Annotated in this window: 17 protein-coding genes and 1 pseudogene; 13 read left to right on the forward strand and 5 right to left on the reverse strand. The window is 48.2% G+C overall.

What is annotated here, in order from left to right; all coding sequences use genetic code 11:
- From DQG23_RS23760 to DQG23_RS23785, 6 genes are all read left to right on the forward strand, one after another.
- Entirely contained in the window at positions 1-441 is a 441-nt protein-coding gene (locus DQG23_RS23760) for an AAA family ATPase (protein ID WP_113033377.1), read from the forward strand.
- Positions 442-470: 29 nt separating this feature from the next.
- Complete coding sequence (locus DQG23_RS23765; protein WP_113033378.1) at positions 471-881, forward strand: hypothetical protein; 411 nt, start codon at positions 471-473, stop codon at positions 879-881.
- Positions 882-1,021: 140 nt separating this feature from the next.
- Positions 1,022-1,708 (forward strand): PspA/IM30 family protein, encoded by a 687-nt coding sequence (locus DQG23_RS23770; protein ID WP_113033379.1) that lies wholly within the window; start codon positions 1,022-1,024, stop codon positions 1,706-1,708.
- Between the two features lie 27 nt (positions 1,709-1,735).
- A complete protein-coding gene (locus DQG23_RS23775) occupies positions 1,736-2,767 on the forward strand; it encodes a TFIIB-type zinc ribbon-containing protein (protein ID WP_113033380.1) in 1,032 nt (343 codons plus the stop codon).
- The gene (locus DQG23_RS23780; protein WP_113033381.1) at positions 2,764-3,567 is read left to right on the forward strand and encodes a TPM domain-containing protein; all 804 of its coding nucleotides are present in this window, start codon (positions 2,764-2,766) and stop codon (positions 3,565-3,567) included. Before DQG23_RS23775 ends, DQG23_RS23780 begins: the two co-directional genes overlap by 4 nt.
- An 18-nt stretch (positions 3,568-3,585) precedes the next feature.
- A complete protein-coding gene (locus DQG23_RS23785; RefSeq protein ID WP_113033382.1) occupies positions 3,586-4,569 on the forward strand; it encodes an SPFH domain-containing protein in 984 nt (327 codons plus the stop codon).
- Between the two features lie 190 nt (positions 4,570-4,759).
- Here the strand turns inward: DQG23_RS23785 and DQG23_RS23790 are convergent, their stop codons facing one another.
- A complete protein-coding gene (locus tag DQG23_RS23790) occupies positions 4,760-5,224 on the reverse strand; it encodes a hypothetical protein (protein ID WP_113033383.1) in 465 nt (154 codons plus the stop codon).
- Between the two features lie 247 nt (positions 5,225-5,471).
- Between DQG23_RS23790 and DQG23_RS23795 the strand changes: the two genes are divergently transcribed.
- From DQG23_RS23795 to DQG23_RS23815, 5 genes are all read left to right on the forward strand, one after another.
- Positions 5,472-5,951 carry a DUF6530 family protein gene (locus DQG23_RS23795; protein ID WP_113033384.1) on the forward strand — a complete coding sequence of 160 codons (480 nt, stop codon included), beginning with the start codon at positions 5,472-5,474 and terminating at the stop codon, positions 5,949-5,951.
- A 23-nt stretch (positions 5,952-5,974) separates the two neighbouring features.
- On the forward strand, positions 5,975-7,096 hold the full coding sequence (locus tag DQG23_RS23800) for an AAA family ATPase (RefSeq protein WP_113033385.1): 1,122 nt from the start codon (positions 5,975-5,977) through the stop codon (positions 7,094-7,096).
- 128 nt (positions 7,097-7,224) lie between these two features.
- The gene (locus DQG23_RS23805) at positions 7,225-8,184 is read left to right on the forward strand and encodes a vWA domain-containing protein (RefSeq protein ID WP_238178004.1); all 960 of its coding nucleotides are present in this window, start codon (positions 7,225-7,227) and stop codon (positions 8,182-8,184) included.
- Positions 8,185-8,223: 39 nt separating this feature from the next.
- Positions 8,224-8,583: a GIY-YIG nuclease family protein gene (locus tag DQG23_RS23810; RefSeq protein WP_113033387.1), complete on the forward strand. Its 360-nt coding sequence runs from the start codon at positions 8,224-8,226 to the stop codon at positions 8,581-8,583.
- A gap of 617 nt (positions 8,584-9,200) precedes the next feature.
- Positions 9,201-9,386 carry a hypothetical protein gene (locus DQG23_RS23815; protein ID WP_113033388.1) on the forward strand — a complete coding sequence of 62 codons (186 nt, stop codon included), beginning with the start codon at positions 9,201-9,203 and terminating at the stop codon, positions 9,384-9,386.
- 172 nt (positions 9,387-9,558) lie between these two features.
- On the opposite strand, the pseudogene DQG23_RS43810 reads toward DQG23_RS23815, so the two are convergent.
- Positions 9,559-9,930, reverse strand: a pseudogene (locus tag DQG23_RS43810) (IS4 family transposase); the annotation flags it as partial.
- A 190-nt stretch (positions 9,931-10,120) separates the two neighbouring features.
- Between DQG23_RS43810 and DQG23_RS23825 the strand changes: the two are divergent.
- Positions 10,121-12,202 (forward strand): thioredoxin domain-containing protein, encoded by a 2,082-nt coding sequence (locus DQG23_RS23825; RefSeq protein ID WP_113033389.1) that lies wholly within the window; start codon positions 10,121-10,123, stop codon positions 12,200-12,202.
- Positions 12,203-12,418: 216 nt separating this feature from the next.
- On the opposite strand, the gene DQG23_RS23830 is transcribed toward DQG23_RS23825, so the two are convergent.
- From DQG23_RS23830 to DQG23_RS23840, 3 genes are all read right to left on the reverse strand, one after another.
- Positions 12,419-13,534: a sensor histidine kinase gene (locus DQG23_RS23830; protein WP_113033390.1), complete on the reverse strand. Its 1,116-nt coding sequence runs from the start codon at positions 13,532-13,534 to the stop codon at positions 12,419-12,421.
- Positions 13,531-14,223 (reverse strand): response regulator transcription factor, encoded by a 693-nt coding sequence (locus DQG23_RS23835; protein WP_113033563.1) that lies wholly within the window; start codon positions 14,221-14,223, stop codon positions 13,531-13,533. The genes DQG23_RS23830 and DQG23_RS23835 overlap by 4 nt, the downstream gene beginning before the upstream one ends.
- Before the next feature lie 107 nt (positions 14,224-14,330).
- On the reverse strand, positions 14,331-15,998 hold the full coding sequence (locus DQG23_RS23840; protein ID WP_238178005.1) for a multicopper oxidase family protein: 1,668 nt from the start codon (positions 15,996-15,998) through the stop codon (positions 14,331-14,333).
- A 296-nt stretch (positions 15,999-16,294) separates the two neighbouring features.
- On the opposite strand from DQG23_RS23840, the gene DQG23_RS23845 reads away from it, so the two are divergent.
- Entirely contained in the window at positions 16,295-16,501 is a 207-nt protein-coding gene (locus DQG23_RS23845) for a YezD family protein (protein WP_113033391.1), read from the forward strand.
- The last annotated feature ends 46 nt before the right edge of the window (positions 16,502-16,547 follow it).

Below are 16,547 nucleotides of genomic sequence, written 5' to 3' on the forward strand. Positions count from 1 at the left end.
ATGGAATGCGTGATTTTCATCGGGATTCAAGCATCTGGGAAGTCGACGTTTTATAAAGAAAAATTTTTCAAGACGCACATACGGATCAATCTCGATATGCTTAAAACAAGGAACAGAGAAGATATTTACTTAGCAGCTTCCATTAAGGCTAAACAATCGTTTGTTGTCGATAATACGAATCCGACTGCGGATGACAGGAGCAAATATATTCGCATTGCCAAAGCGAACAAATGCAAAGTGATCGGTTATTTCTTTCAGCCGGATTATGAACTGTCCCATGCGCGAAATGAAAGGCGATCGGGAAAAGAAAAGGTGAATGAGATTGGGATTAAAAGTACTTTGAAGAAACTGCAGATTCCTTCTTATGCCGAGGGCTTTGACGAGCTATATACGGTGAAAACAGAAGAAGGGGAGTTTCGGGTTGAAGAGGTGGAATACTAATAAGATCGATCTCATAGGAGAAGGTAAAGATGCCCTGGTATACAGCAATTTGTATATTCTTGTTCATTTTTGTTATGTTATTAGGAATTGCTCTAGGAATTGTATATCGAGGAGATAAATTCAAAAAAAGCGTTATTCTCGCCTGTACGCTGATCATCTCCTTCTTGCTTTTTATCCCAATTTATTTGGGGATGAGAAGCATCCATACCGATGAAATCAAAAGAGTAATAAGTGAACGCGGAGGAACGGTTACAAACATTGATCATGTGTCTGAGGGTTCTCTATTTGAGAGCGGAAGTGCAAATACCATTTACAGAATAACTTACAAAAAGAATGGCAAAGAATATGTTGCCTGGTACAGAGGTGTCAACAATTTTTCGGACATCCATAGTAAGGATACGAGAAAGTCATTTGAAGAGAAATGGATCTTTAACGAGTAATAATGCTATCGTATATAAAGAAATTCTACAGTAGGCTGCCCCTAAACCAAACTGAGGACCGGCCTATTTTTATTAATTGAATCCTTTTACCCGAATAAACAGTATTATAGGAATAAGCCTATATTTTAAGGGAGGTCCATATGGGAATCTTGTCAAGGTTTAGAGATATTATGGCCAGCAACATTAACGCTTTATTGGATAAGAACGAAGCTCCGGAGAAAACGATCGACAGCTTCATGCGCAACCTGAACAGCGACTTGGGTCAGGTTAAGGCGGAAACGGCATCGGTTTTGGCTGAGGAAAGAAGAGCGAAGCGGGAGCTGGACGAATGCAAGGCCGAGGTCAGCAAGCTGCAGCGTTATGCCGAAAAGTCTGTGGAAGCGGGCAATGACACGGGTGCCGTGAAATTTTTGGAGAAGAAAGCGCCTCTTGCTGAGAAAGAAGCCCGACTGCAGGCAGCGTATGATGCGGCAGCTTCGAACGTCGTCAGTATGAAGCAAATACAGGAGAAGCTGGAAGCGGATATCGGACAGCTGGAAGCACGACGTATGAACCTGAAGGAGAAAATGGCGGCAACCAAAACCCAGCAAAGGTTGAATGCCGCGGGTTCACCCACAGGCGGCGGTATTGACGCTATGTTCGATGCAATGGAAGAGAAAGCAAACAGCGCGTATAACGAAGCAATGGCCATTGCCGAGCTGCGTGCCGAGCCGAAGGACGATCTGGATGAAATGCTCGAGCAGCTTGAGAAAAGTTCAAATGCAAGCGGTGGAAGTGCTGAAGATGAATTGGCGGCATTGAAAGAAAAGATGAAAAAGAAACCATAACAGGTTCTTCGTAACAGAGGTGAGCGGATGTCGGTTATCGATTACAAATGCCCGAACTGCGGCAGCGGCATGGTGTTTGACACGGAAACAGGGATGTTATCCTGTCATAGCTGCGGAAGAAATGACGATATTGAGAAAATGGCGGATCCCCTCTCGAAAAATGTATTTTCCGAAGATGAGGCGAAGGAATATCACTGCAAAAGCTGCGGAGCGGTCATTATAACGGAAGCGGAGACGACTGCGACGGTGTGCAGCTTTTGCGGGTCCGGCGTAGTGCTCGGCGATCGATTGACAGGGAAGCTGGCTCCGGCGCTGGTCATTCCGTTTACGATAAGCAAGGAAGAAGCGATGGCGGCTTTTCGCAAATGGTGCCGAAACGGCCGCCTGACGCCGAACGGATTTATGACGGCGGATCGAATAAAGGGAATAACCGGGATGTACGTGCCCTTTTGGCTATATGATTTGAATAATCATATCGAGGTTAACGCCCACGGTACGAGGGTTAGAATCTATACCCAAGGCGATTACCAGTATACGGAAACGCAGCATTTTGATGTATACCGGAAGATCCGCCTGAATTATATGAATGTGCCGATCGACGCTTCGGAAAAAATGAACGACGAGCTGATGGATAAATTGGAGCCTTTTCCCTACGATCAGCTTAAAAGCTTTAAAACGCCGTACCTCGCCGGCTACGTTGCGGAAAAGTACAGCTATGACGATCAGGGGTTATTTCCTCGGGCGAAACATAAAATCAGCGATTTTATCGAGTCGTATATTCGCTCGACGATGTCAGGATATACGGCCGTCAATTACACCAATAAGCAAATCGATACGAAATTTAAGCATGCGGATTATGCGCTTCTTCCGGTTTGGGTGGTACACTATGACTACAATAAATTGGAGCATACGTTTGCCATGAACGGCCAGACGGGCAAGGTGGTCGGCAAGCCCCCGATTAGCAAGGCGAAAGTGGCCGCATGGTTTGCGAGTATTTCCGGCGTTTCATTCCTTTCGCTGAAGCTGATCTCGTGGATGATGGGGGGAGGGTTTTGGTGAGAAGGAACGGTGTAATACTGGCGGCGCTATTGATTCTTTTCGCTGTTTTGCTTGCCGCTCCTAGGGGAGTTCAGGCCAAAGAGGCAGGCGGGACGGAATCGAAAAAGTTAATTTATGATGAAGCGGGACTGTTAAACCAAGAAGCGTATGATGAGCTGAACGCTATGGCGAATCGATACGGAGCGCAAAGAGAAACGGATATCATCATCTATACATCCAAAAACGTTCAAAATGCCGACGTAATGAAAATGACGGAAGATTTTTACGACGAGAAAGCGCCGGGATACGATAAGGCTCATGGCAATGCGGTCATTTTAACGGTCGATATGAAAAATAGAGAGGTGTATTTGGCCGGATTTTATAAGGCGGAGCAGTACCTGGACGACGAACGGCTTGATAAAATACGAGCCAAGCTTAGTCCGGAATTGACGAACGGCGATTACAAACTCGCTTTTCAAAAATATATTCAAAACGTCCATAGGTATATGGGATACCGCCCGGGAGTGAACCCGGACAATATTTTTTATAATATTTGGTTTCAATTGATCGTTTCGCTCGGCATCGGCGGCATTATCGTCGGGATTATGGCCTATAATTCAGGCGGCCGCGTTACAGTACATCAGAAAACCTACGAGGATGCAGGCACTTCGGGGGTTTTGGAGCATCGGGACCAGTACATTCGAACGACCACGACGAGGCAGAAGATCCAGAAGAACAATGGCGGCGGATCGGGCGGCGGAGGCGGCGGAGGAATTTCCGGCGGCGGTCATTCGCATAGCGGAAGCAGAGGATCATTTTAGCTGAAAGGGATGGATAACATGTCATTTTTCAATCAATTTGCGAACGTAGTGGAATGGGAAGAATTTCGAGACGATATGATTTTCTGGAAGTGGAGCAACCGGGAGATTAAAAAAGGAAGCAAGCTCATCATTCGCCCGGGTCAAGACGCGATTTTCATCAATAACGGCAAGATCGAGGGGATTTTCGAGCAAGAAGGGGAATATCACATCGCTTCCGAAATCATTCCGTTCTTGTCGACGCTGAAGGGCTTCAAATTCGGCTTTAACAGCGGGATGCGGGTGGAGGTCCTGTTCGTCAATACGAAGGAATTTACCGTCAAATGGGGAACGCAAAATCCGGTTTTGATTCCGACGCCGCAGTTGCCGGGGGGTATGCCGATTCGCGCGAACGGCACGTTCAATTTCAAAGTGAACGACTACGTTACGCTCATTGATAAAATTGCCGGCATTAAGGACAGCTATCTCGTCGAGGACGTCAAAATCCGGATTACTTCCGTGCTCGATCAGTTGTTGATGAAGTGGATCAGCAGAGAAGGCAAGGACATGTTCAATCTGCAGGCGAATGCATTCGAAATTGCGAAGGGCATTCGTGAGGATCTCGATATGCAAGTGATGGACAATGGGATGACGATCACGGGCTTCCATGTGATGAGCTTTAATTATCCTCAAGAAATTCAGGATAAAATCACGAAGACGGCTTCGTACGAAATGATCGGCAATCTGCAAAAATATCAGCAAGTTGCAATGACGGACGGCATGGCATCCGGCAATATAAAAGGCGGGGGAGCCGCTGCGGACATGGCCGGCATGATGATGGGCATGAACATCGCGAATGAAATGATGAAAAATATGAACGCGGGCCAAAAGCCTCCGGCTGATCCTGCACCGGCTTCTTCGGCACCGGCGTCCGAAGGGAAAAAGCCGAACTTCTGCCCGAACTGCGGCACGAAAAATGAGGGGTCGAAATTTTGCCCGAATTGCGGCCAGAAATTGAGTGAGTAGTGAAAAGAAGCTGTTTCAAAAGCTTTGCAGCGCGGAATCAGCTTAAAAAACGAACAGGCGGGGGTTGTCCCCGAAAGTTAGATTTGAATGGGCAATTCCTATAATGGAATCAAAGACGCTTCCAAGACACTGTAAAGTGGATGGAAGCGTCTTTGTTTGGTAATTTGGCATTTAAGCGACGCAGCGCCCCTCATTTTTTAGCCCGCTTCATTTGGACCAGGGAAATCGCTCCGGCGGCTAATATGGCAAAAACCACGAATCCGCAAAACGTATATGCATTGAAAAATAAATCGTTTGTGTACTGATTTAACAATGGAAAACGATAAAGTTTGGATTCGGGATTATCGTAAGAACCGCCTAGAGCTTCGATTTTTTGCTGAATAAACGCGTACTCCGCCCAAGCTAAGGGGATGATGAGAATTCCTGAGATCGCCGTGACGGCCGGAATGGTTTTCGGTTTCCGTTTAAAGAGTTTGTAAACGTAAATGATGATTAAAATTATCGATGTTAGAATGATGGGAATTGTAGGGAAGATGATCAGAAGGCCTAAATTGCCGTTTCCCGACCATCGATGCGGTTTAATTGTGAATAACTTAATCAAATAGAAAAAAATCGCACAAATACACAAGAAAATGAGCGGCCATTTGATTTTCAAAAGGTTGATCTCCTTTCATCGTATTAAATATTTCATGTTCCTATAGAAACTATACTCTAAAATGGTTCAAGGGATGAATAAGGTTTGTTTTCAGGTTGAAAATTCCTCTCGACCTTCGATTGCAGCTTTTGATTAAAATAACCGGATTGACAGATGATGAAAAGATGGCTAAGATTGTTCTTAGGTTTAGTAATTTAGTAAATTAGTAAATAAGTAAATCACTGAATTCGAAATGGAGCGTGCAAAAATGAAAATACCAACATCTTTAAAACATAAACCGGTTGTCGTATCGGAAAATTATGAGCAGGTTGACGGAAGATACGCCCGGAACACGGATGCCAAAGGTTTATCCCTCGGTTTGGCCCAATGGAATGACAGGGGAAAGGTCGATATTTCGGCGAAAGTATGGAGATACACCGGGGAAAAATGGTCGAGGCAATCCGAAGAGCTGCCTATGCACCGTGTTCTTGACCTTGCCATTCTGATTTGCAGAAGCAACTTATATTTTCAGGATGCCTATCGGTTCCCCAAAATGTATGACCCCGATAACACGATGATTGACCGAATCGGGCTCCAGGGGGATGCGATGAGCGTATCCGTTTGTGCGGATAATCCCATGATTGATCAAGATATTAAGCTGTTCGCCCAGGCGCTTAGCGATGATGGCGAAATGATTGGAGAGCGGCTTCGCGTATTGTCCCGGTTATTAAAAGAAATGGGGTATTAACATGTTCGAAAAGGTGAATTGTTATGAACAGCCATGAGGAATTTATTTTGTCCCCATCAAGGCAGCTTACCGATATCGAAAAAGAACTGGTTTGGCAAAAACCATTGTCACATAAGGTTAGCGACGAAGAGCTGCGTATTTGCAAAGAAGTAAAGCGCAACTGGAATCGCGGGGAAATGAAAATCGCCAACATTTTATTAGAGGGCGATGCAGGCTCCGGCAAAACGCAGCTTGCCAAAGCATTGTCGGCGGATTTCGGGCTGCCCTATACGAAAGTGACCTGTTTTGCCGATATGGATAAAACGGATGTTATCGGCGCTATTTTGCCGGTAATTGCAAATGAACGGCTGGAGAAGATGGAGCCTTCGGAGCAAAATATTTTGAAAGCACTGTATGAAAGCGACGGTTTTCAAAGTACGACGGAACGATTGATGACTGTGCTGGGAGCGACTCAGGAGCAGGCTGCGTTAAAAATGAAGCAGTTACTGAAGCGGCTCGAGCAAAACACGGATGACGATGTGGTGGAATATCGATTTTATCCTTCCGAGATCGTCAGAGCTTATCAAAAGGGTTATCTTCTGGAAATTCAAGAACCGACCGTCATTCGCGATGCAGCGGTGTTAATGGCGCTTAATTCAGCTTTGGAGCTGGATGGCAGCATTAATCTTCCGACAGAAATCTTACGCAGACACCCGGACTTCATTGCAGTTATCACAACAAACCGCGGATACGGAGGGACAAGACCGTTAAACGAAGCACTGCGCGACAGGGTTCAGCACACGGAAAAGATGGATTTGCCAAGCAAAGAAATCATGATTGAACGTGCGAGGGCCAAAACCGGCTATAAGGATGAACGGGTGTTGGATGTTCTGGCGGATACCATAATCGTTTTGGACCGAACGGCCCGGATCAATGCGATTAAAGGCGTAGCTGGAATGCGATCCTTTTTCTACTGGGCGGATGCGGTTGCCGGAGGCTCTTCAGTCAAAGAATCCCTTTATCATAAAGTCATTTACAAAATAACGACCGATTCCGAAGAAATCAGCCTGTTGGAAGAAGCGCTGAAAAGCCGCGGCTTGTTAGCCGGTTTAGATGAAGTTGAGATGGAAAGTAAAAAAAAACTAAATTTGACGAGATCGAGATAAAAACATGGGGGAATATCGACGATCCTGATTTTGACCACAAAATGAATGAAGAGGAACAAGGAATCGCATTAAAAAAATCCGCGGATAGTGAAGAGAACACATCCGAAGCTTCTGATGATGCTACCGATATGGAAAGCTCCGATCAGGGTGAGGACGGTACGCCCGTCTATCATCAGGCAAATCCTGAAAACATGTCGGAAGAAACGAAACGGAAGGCACGGGAGTTCCGTAAAAAGCTGAATCGCGACGTTAGGCAAGTCGTTTCCGATTCTATTCATAACAGGGTGAAGCTTGTCGTACATCGCCCGGAATACGTTCCGGACAATGAACGGGAATATGTCAGGCTAAGTCATGAGCTTATGCCGGTCGTCCGCGAGATTGCCAGAAAAACGCTTCCGCTGTTGGAGCATGAGATTTCCGCCGAATTCGCAAGGAATCATTATTATGGCAGTAAATTTCAAGCGGACAGCGTGGCGTATCGGGATTTCAGATATTTTGCCAAAAAACGGCCTCCAACGGAATCCCCTTCGCTTGTCGTCGGTCTAAGGATTGACGAATCGGCATCCATGGCTGCGTTTGGGAGATTGGAAGCAGCTAAGCGTGCGGTATTGGCGGTCTATGAATTTTGTCAAATTTGTCAAATTCCCATCTTGATCTACGGGGATACGGCGGATGTTTCCAGATTGGAGCAAATGTCGATTTATGCCTATGCCGATTGCGATAAAGCGGATCCCAGCGATCGATTCAGGCTGATGGGGATTCGAGCCAGAAGCAATAATCGTGACGGGATGGCTCTTCGAATCATTGCGGAACGGTTAGTGCATACAAAGCAACAGACGAAGCTGCTGATCAGCATAAGTGACGGACAGCCGAAGGCGATGGACGATTATACCGGAAGTTATGCCATCCAAGACATGCAGCAGACCATAGCCGAATACGAGCGCAAAGGAATTACATTTCTTGCAGCCGCTATCGGCCAGGACAAAGATGTGATTAATCACATTTACGGGAACGAGCGATTTTTGGATATTACCAACCTCAATGAATTCCCTGCAAAGCTGGTTCGGATCATCGCTCGGTATTTGTGACCCAATTAAACAATATAGAAAACGAAGGGAGAGAACGGCATGGAAAAAAATAGGCGCAAAGAGCTTCTGGAAGAATATAGCCAAATAAAGACCTTCATGGGGGCAATCCAAATAACAAACAAGGCAAACGGGAAAATTTTCGTAGATACGTATCCCAACCTGAAAAACAAATGGATCATGATTCAGTCCCAACTGGACATGGGCAGGTTCGCGAATCTTCAGCTGCAAAAGGAATGGAAGGAATTCGGCGCCGAATCCTTCACCTATGAGGTGTTAGAGGAGAAGGAGGCCGACGAAGTAAAAGACAGGAAATGGGAGCTTAAGCAGCTGGAAAAACAATGGCTGGAGAAATTGCAGCCATACGGAGATAGAGGATATAATAAGCCGCCCAGGAATTGAAATGATAACATGACGGTAACATGCCAGTTGCAATTGCTCAATAATATTCAAAAACTCATGTCCAAGGGACGTGGGTTTTCTTTTTGCATTCGCTGAAACGCAATTAAAAAAGTTGACCTCAGCTGAGGCCAACCTGGTTGAACAATTATCTAATATTTCCTATAGAATTTTTTACGGTATCATGACGTGTCTTCAACACATTAGATTCTGCAAAAGCGGATCCAGCAAAAAATGCCATTGTAAGCGTAAGGACAAGACCGGAATATAGTATTTTCTTCAGGCGAATCACCTCCCCATATGGAACATTATACCATGCGAGGGACAAGAAGCGAATTGTGATTTTGTGAAGTATGTTTATAGTTAGAATCATTAAGTTAAGCAAAGAGGGAAGGTAAACCTGTGTTTCTAAGTTTATGCTTTAGTTAGCCTTCGGACTAACTAACAAGGTATAATCTAAGCACTTGGCATTGAATTCACTTCAAAAAACAGATACTTGGTCTTTTTGGAAGAATGTGATCAACAATTACAGAATGGTATTCAAAACAGGGAAATATATACAAGAAGATTTAAAATCCAAATGGAATACTAATTTTATTCCCGAAGAGGAGAAATATTGAATGAGTAACGAAGGGACAAATGATGAACTGAGAAGCAAGCTAGAAGAGGCGGAAAATGCTCTGAAAAAAGCAGAGGAAGAATATGAGTTATATGTGAAGCAATTAGAAAATTACAAAAAGGTTATTGATGAACAGAAAGAACTGGTTATGAGTATTCGATCAAGATTGAAGGTAATCGTTCATTAAAAACTGACTTTTATCAGGATGTGGGAAAATGATTGAAATCAAAACAGACGAAGAATTAATAACTCAAGTTTCGCAGCTTAATTTTGCCATCAAAAGCTTGATATAACTGGGCAACAGTTCTTTTAGCGACATTCGCTTGTCGCCTACCTGATAGCGCTGTTTCATATCTTTCGGCATCCGGCTTGCGAGAAAAAGCTTCCATTCGCCGTTTGTATCCTTGCGTACGTTTGGACAATCGCTCCTTCATTTCGCAGAAACGATTCGCTAGTTTGGCGGAACTAAGCATGACAAAATCGATGGGTGCAAAGCTGAATCCATCCGACCATCCGAGTTAGTGACGAACGGTGATTGCTTTCGAGAAAACGAGACCAACTTCGCTGTTGAAAAACCAACGTGAAGATGAGCTGGAAAACAGCAAGAGCCGGAAGGGCCAAATGATTTTCGAATACCCGTTTGGCGGAGTAAGTTGCCCAATTTTAAAGTAGCAAACAGGTTTGAAAAACGTTCTTCACACTTTTTCAGATAGGGAGTTGTGGTGTACCATAAGGTTACGCACCTTTCTTGTTTGGAATGGTAATCTCGACAATTCCCATTTTACCAAACGTGAAAGGTGTTTTTCTGTCAAGTTTGCTGTATGATTTGATGAGCGGATATCTTGAAGATTATGTAGAACATTCAAATATATCTATAAGTTCAATTCAAAAAAATTCTACAATGAAAAGAGGTGGTGCCCCATGACAACTCAAAGCAAACCCAATAGATTAGCTAAAGAAAAGTCGCCGTATTTGCTGCAACATGCTTACAATCCGGTGGATTGGTTTCCTTGGTCTGAAGAAGCCTTCGAAATCGCGAAGCTCGAAAACAAACCGATCTTCTTATCGATTGGGTATTCAACTTGCCATTGGTGCCACGTTATGGAACGCGAATCGTTCGAGGATGACGAGGTTGCGGCGCTGCTGAACGAGCATTTTGTATCGATTAAGGTGGACCGCGAGGAGCGGCCGGATATCGATCATTTGTATATGACGGTTTGTCAGGTGATGACCGGTCAAGGCGGGTGGCCGCTGACGATCGTGATGACGCCGGAGAAAAAGCCGTTTTTCGCCGGCATGTATTTTCCGAAGCGGCGCAAGTATAACCGATACGGGATGATGGAGCTGCTGCCGCAAATCGTGGAGAAGTGGAACGAGGACCACGGCAAGCTGACCGAGACAAGCGAGCAGATCGTCGATGAAGTGGAGCGGCGAATGCTGGCCAACTTGAAGGGAGCCGTCTCCGACAAGGTTCTGACAAGCGCGTTCGAGCAGTTCAAGGAACGTTATGACGAGCAATACGGCGGGTTCGGCGGCGGACCGAAGTTTCCGACTTCGCATAATTTATCGTTTTTGCTGCGTTTGTACAAGCGTACGGGCGACGAAGAAGCTTTACGCATGGTCGAAAAAACGCTCGATGCGATGTGCCGCGGCGGGATGTACGATCATGTCGGCTTCGGGTTTTGCCGGTACTCGGTCGATGAGAAATGGCTTGTGCCGCATTTTGAGAAAATGCTGTACGACAATGCGCTTCTGGCATGGACGTATCTCGAGGCTTACCAGGCTACGGGCAAAAAACGATATGCCGACATTGCCGAAGAAATTTTTACGTATGTGCTGCGCGATATGACGGATCCGGAAGGCGGCTTTTATTGTGCGGAGGATGCCGACTCCGAGGGACACGAAGGGAAGTTTTACGTCTGGGACAAGCAGGAACTCGTCGATGTCCTCGGTGCGGATGACGCAGAGCTGTACGCCGAATTGTACGATATTACGCCGCAAGGGAATTTTGAAGGAAAAAGCATTCCAAACTTGATCGGTACGGACCTGACGAGCGCCGCATCTCGCAAAGGGCTCGGCATCGGCGAGTTGAACGTCCGGCTTGAACACTGTAGGCAAAAGCTGTTCGAACGCCGGGAAGGCCGCGTCCACCCGGGCAAAGACGATAAAATATTGACCTCGTGGAACGGTCTCATGATTATGGCGTTAGCCAAAGGATACGCGGTGCTGAAGCGGGACGATTATTTGCAGGCGGCGGAGCAAGCGGTTCGGTTCATCCTGTCCAAAATGAGACGGCCCGACGGCCGGCTGCTGGCGCGTTACCGTGACGGAGAAGCGGCGTTTCCCGGATATGTCGACGATTATGCGTTCATGGTTTGGGGGCTGCTTGAGCTGTATCAAGCTTCGTTCCGGACGGAGTTTCTCGAGCAAGCGCTGGAGTTGAACGAGCAAATGCTGGATCTGTTCTGGGACGACGAGAACGGCGGACTGTTTTTCTACGGTCATGACGGCGAACGGTTATTCTCTCGGAACAAAGAAATTTACGACGGTGCGTTGCCTTCCGGAAATGCGGTGGCGGCCTACAACATGCAGCGTTTATCGCGGCTGGCATACGATGCCAAGCTTTCGCAAATCGCGGAGCGCCAGCTGGAGGCATTCGGCGGGGCGATCGAAAGGTATCCCGCAGGGCATTCGATGTTTTTGATTGCGCTTGATTATGCCTACAGTCCGTCAAGCGAAATCGTTATTGCCGGCGACCCCGAAAAAGAAGAAACGCGGCAAATGCTCGAGGCAGCGCAAAGCGGCTTCCGTCCGCATACGCTGACGGTGCTGGCGCCGAAAGGCGAGGCGGGCGATCGTATAAGGGAGCTCGTTCCGTTAATCCGCGACAAACAAGCGATCGGCGGTCGAACGACGGCGTACGTTTGCGAGGACTTTGCTTGCCAGTCCCCGACGACGGATATCGAAGAGCTGCTCGATATGCTTGGCTTCGAAAGTGAATAGGGCTAACTATCCAAGCTAGCCTATAAAAGACCCGCTGACGAGGGATGCTCAGCGGGTCTTCTGAGTTGCTTAAATCTTCGATAAACGCTAACGTCCTCCAAAACAGCGATTGACGGTTTGAAAGAAAATGCGCAAACAGGCGGGCCGATCTCTCATTAAAGCGTATGACCCGACTGGATATGAACGTTTTACGATAAAAACCGAGAGGCTGGATTTTCATCCATGCAGGTTTCCCGAAGGGGCATCAACCATTATCTTTAAAGGCAGCCTAATACAAACCGTCGTGCCCGGCCCGCTTTCGGCGGTGACCGTCCCTTCGTGCGCTTCGACAAGCTTTTTGACGATCGTCAGGCCGATGCCGCCTCCGCCTCCGTCCGTAAAATTGCGGCTGCGAGATTTATCCGCACGGTAAAAACGCTCGAACACATAAGGCAGCGCATCCTCCGGAACACCCGGCCCCGTATCGCGGACGGCGATAACGATATCGCCGTTTTGCACCGTGCTGCTTAAATAAACGGTTCCCCCTGCCGGCGTAAACTTCAAAGCGTTGCTGAGCAAGTTGACGATGATCTGGATAAAACGGTCCCGGTCGATCAATAGCCGCATGTCCGAGTCGAGGGGCTCATATTCGAGCGCGACCCCCTTTTGCAGAAAGGCGGCTGTAACCAGCTCGACGCTTTGATGCAGAATCGGTGTCAGCGGTTCGGGTTCGCGATGCAAGCGGAATTGCGGGGAGTCCATCAGCGTAAGCTGCTCCAGATCCGCAACAAGCGAAGCGAGCCGTTCCGATTCTTCATAGCAAGCCCGGATCCGCTCCGGCGTCGGTTCCCAAATTCGTTCGTGCAAAGCCTGCAAATGGCTCTTCAAAATGGCTAACGGCGTTCGAAGCTCATGCGCAATGTCCTGGGTCATCGTAACGCGCAGCTGCTCCTGCCTCTGAAGCTGTGCGGCCAAATGGTTGAGCGTCCGTCCAAGCTCGGCAATTTCGTCCGTCCCATCGACGGCTGTTCTTGCATCGAGCATGCCGAGCGTCATCCGTTCGGCGGCGCGTTTCATCTCCGACAAAGGGGAGGAGAGCCGTTTGGCCATATAGAGGCTGATCGCTACCGCCAAAATAACGGCTCCCAGCATCGTCCATCCGATCGATTGCAGCAGCGCCTGCTCGAGATGTTTGTTCAGCCCCGGCTGCTGCTGGCCGGTCTCGAATTGCTCCTGGTACATGCCGAAATGATAATGGATTTCCGCCATGGCGCTGATACCGGCAATAAGCAGGGTGCCGCATACGACGCCGATCATGACGAGCGACAGCCGGTACCGAAGACCGCGTTTCATGACTCGCCCCCTGTGAAACGATATCCTTTGCCATATACCGTTTGAATGTAGTTCGGCTGCTTGGGGTCGCGTTCGATTTTGTGGCGTATATTTTTGACGTGTTGATCGATGGCGCGGGCATCGCCTTCGAAGTCGAAGCCGAGCACTTTCTCCACCAACTCGTCACGCGTAAAATACCGCTGCGGATGACGGGCAAGCACAAGCAGCAGCTTATATTCGCTAGGTGTCAGCGCAACCGCTTCGCCGCTAAGGCAAACCTCCGCACGTACCGTATCGATGCTTAATTCGCCGTATCCGAACGATATTTTGTCGGCCAGCAGCAGATTGTCGCTGCTCCGCCGCAATATGGCGCGTACCCTAGCGACCAATTCGCGCGGATCGAAAGGCTTGAGCACGTAATCGTCCGCTCCGATCGTTAACCCGTGTATGCGATTCGTCTCCGACGTTTTGGCTGTAAGCATTAGGATCGGAACGGAGGACTGCCGCCTTATCTCCTGGCATACTTCTTCTCCGGTCATATCCGGCAGCATCAGATCGAGTACGACCAAGTCGATTCGCGACGCTCTAATCGCTTGAAGCGCCTTAGCTCCGGTATCCGCTTCCAACGTGCGAAAGCCGCCGTTTTGCAAATAGGAAACGACGACATCGCGTATTTTGGCTTCGTCGTCGACCATCAGTATCGTGTGCATCAAGAAATCACCCTTTGTCATCATACTATATCGCCGCTTCGAGAGCACATCGAAACGAAGAAGTAAGAAAGCCTCTCATGCGTTTGCTCCAGGGAGGCTTTCCGCTGTTATTCCGGCATATTTCCCGCTTTCGGATCAGGGACGAAGCCGGGCTTGAACCCTTCATATTTTAATTCCGTCACCATGCCGGCTGAAGCATGATGCAAATCGTGGCAGTGGAACATCCAGTCGCCCTCGTTATCGGCTTGGAAGGCGACGACATATTGTTCGCCCGGCTTCAGATTCAGCGTATCCTTGATCAGGGGCGATCCGGAGAGCGCCTGGCCGTTCTTGCTCAGCACCTGGAAAAAGTGGCCGTGAAGATGCATCGGATGATCGTCCGTTTTGGAGTCGTTGACGAGCTTGACTTTTACGGTATCGCCTTTATTGACTTTGATCGGTTCCGTGTTCGGGAACGTCTTGCCGTTGATCGTATAGACGGTTTCGCCGTCCTTAGTCGCCGTATTCAGGTTCATCGTATAGGTCATCGTGTAGGACTGATCGAGCGTGAACGCCATTCGGCCCGCTTCTCCGTATTTCGTCATATCTACGGCGGGGAGCTTCTCGGTTTCGTTCGGTTTGTCGCTTCCGGCATCAGAGCCTTCATAGGCGATTACCGCCTTCATGCCTTTAGCAGCGGCGTTGTCGCTATGATCCTCGATTTGCCAACGCCCCGGATTGTCAGCGGTAAATTCGATGTCGTATCGTTCACCGGGGGCAATTTCGATAACGCTATCCTTCAAAACGCCGGGGTTATTCAAAGCTTGCCCGTCGGCAGCGGTAATTTGGAACTCATGTCCGTGCAGATGGATGCGGTGGGACATATAACCGGCGTTGACGAGCCGAAGCCGAACACGTTCTCCTTGCTTGACGGGCAGCTCCTGTACGAGAGAGCCGGATTTGCCGTTAATCGTAAACAAATCGTACATACTCATGTCATGCGCCATTTCCGCCTGCTTGCCGCCATCCTTGCCGGTCGATTCGGGTTTGGCGCCGCCCATATCCATTTTGCTGTGATCCATCTTGCTGTGTTCCATGCCTTCCATCTCCGATTTGCCCGGCTTGCCTGAGCTGCCGGCTTCCGAGCCGCTTTCGTTCCCTACGCCGCTGCCGGACATCGACATGCCGGAGCTCATCCATTCGTCCAAAATGAGCGTATAATCCCGATCCGTTTTGCCGCCTTCCGAAGGTTCTACGATAAAAGCCCCGTACATCCCGCGGTCGACCTGATTGACGCTGTCTTGATGGGAGTGGTACCAATAAGTACCGGGCACATCCGCCTTGAACGCATAGGTGAACGATTCGCCTGGCTGTACCGCATTTTGCGTGACGCCGGGAATGCCGTCCATCGCATTGGGGACGGGAACGCCGTGCCAATGGATCGTCGCCGGCTCGGGCAGCTCGTTCTTCAAGACGATTTCGACGTTTTCGCCTTGTTTAACGCGTATTTCCGGTCCGGGCACGGAATTGTTAAACGTCCAAACCGGGAGTGTCTTGCCCGGGGCGATTTCCTGATTGGCCGTTCTGGCGGTCAAGGAGAAGGTTCTGCCTTTCAGTACAGTCGTTTGCTCGGTTTTCCCGCCGTCCTTAGCCGGAGCGGTCGTCGCTTTGCCGTCCATGTTCATGGAGGAATGATCCATGCCCTCCTTCGAGTCGTTCCCATTCATGCACCCCGTCAATAAGGCGGCTATAATCGCAGCGGCCGCAGCCGCGCTTTTTCGTTTCCAATTGCTCATGGTCAATCCCATCCTTTCGTTATTCGTGTCTTGATCATAAAGGAACAATGTGTAGAAGCTGTGAGGATACTTGCGTTCATTTTGCGAGAAAAGGAGACGTCCGACGGCGGGGAAATCAGGCAAAAAACCTGCATTCCCCCTGACATGTTTTCGATTTGACATAATGTTCGAAGCCTGTTGACAGCGATCGCCGGACGGTACTATACTTCATACAAATAAAACATAGTAAGTAAATCGGAAATATAAGAATATAATCCGATATAACCATTCGTTACTGATCCTGGGAGGGAACCATCATGACCAAACCGCTGTTAATCGATGAAACATGGAACGAACGTATTGTCAAAAGCTTGAACGGATTGGAGTACGGACTCGTACAAATCGTCGTACACGACGGCCGAATCGTCCAAATCGAGCGTACGGAACGCCAACGATTCGATAAAGAGCCGGTTCGTGAGCGGGCTGATCAGCCTGTAGCCAAAAGGCGTATTGCTAGACATTGATCCGCTTCTATATAACGCTTCGACCGTAAAAGATCCGATTGACGTC

It is taken from the genome of Paenibacillus contaminans (assembly GCF_003285015.1).
GTDB classification, from domain to species: domain Bacteria; phylum Bacillota; class Bacilli; order Paenibacillales; family NBRC-103111; genus Paenibacillus_V; species Paenibacillus_V contaminans.

Bases quoted from the DNA above. Each gene is read 5' to 3' on its own strand.
- DQG23_RS23770 (WP_113033379.1), top strand. From the start codon at position 1,022: ATGGGAATCTTGTCAAGGTTTAGAGATATTATGGCCAGCAACATTAAC.
- DQG23_RS23785 (WP_113033382.1), top strand. From the start codon at position 3,586: ATGTCATTTTTCAATCAATTTGCGAACGTAGTGGAATGGGAAGAATTT.
- DQG23_RS23775 (WP_113033380.1), top strand. From the start codon at position 1,736: ATGTCGGTTATCGATTACAAATGCCCGAACTGCGGCAGCGGCATGGTG.
- DQG23_RS23835 (WP_113033563.1), bottom strand. From the start codon at position 14,223: ATGCACACGATACTGATGGTCGACGACGAAGCCAAAATACGCGATGTC.
- DQG23_RS23815 (WP_113033388.1), top strand. From the start codon at position 9,201: ATGAGTAACGAAGGGACAAATGATGAACTGAGAAGCAAGCTAGAAGAG.
- DQG23_RS23810 (WP_113033387.1), top strand. From the start codon at position 8,224: ATGGAAAAAAATAGGCGCAAAGAGCTTCTGGAAGAATATAGCCAAATA.
- DQG23_RS23845 (WP_113033391.1), top strand. From the start codon at position 16,295: ATGACCAAACCGCTGTTAATCGATGAAACATGGAACGAACGTATTGTC.
- DQG23_RS23800 (WP_113033385.1), top strand. From the start codon at position 5,975: ATGAACAGCCATGAGGAATTTATTTTGTCCCCATCAAGGCAGCTTACC.
- DQG23_RS23795 (WP_113033384.1), top strand. From the start codon at position 5,472: ATGAAAATACCAACATCTTTAAAACATAAACCGGTTGTCGTATCGGAA.
- DQG23_RS23840 (WP_238178005.1), bottom strand. From the start codon at position 15,998: ATGAGCAATTGGAAACGAAAAAGCGCGGCTGCGGCCGCTGCGATTATA.
- DQG23_RS23765 (WP_113033378.1), top strand. From the start codon at position 471: ATGCCCTGGTATACAGCAATTTGTATATTCTTGTTCATTTTTGTTATG.
- DQG23_RS23805 (WP_238178004.1), top strand. From the start codon at position 7,225: ATGGAAAGCTCCGATCAGGGTGAGGACGGTACGCCCGTCTATCATCAG.
- DQG23_RS23760 (WP_113033377.1), top strand. From the start codon at position 1: ATGGAATGCGTGATTTTCATCGGGATTCAAGCATCTGGGAAGTCGACG.
- DQG23_RS23825 (WP_113033389.1), top strand. From the start codon at position 10,121: ATGACAACTCAAAGCAAACCCAATAGATTAGCTAAAGAAAAGTCGCCG.
- DQG23_RS23830 (WP_113033390.1), bottom strand. From the start codon at position 13,534: ATGAAACGCGGTCTTCGGTACCGGCTGTCGCTCGTCATGATCGGCGTC.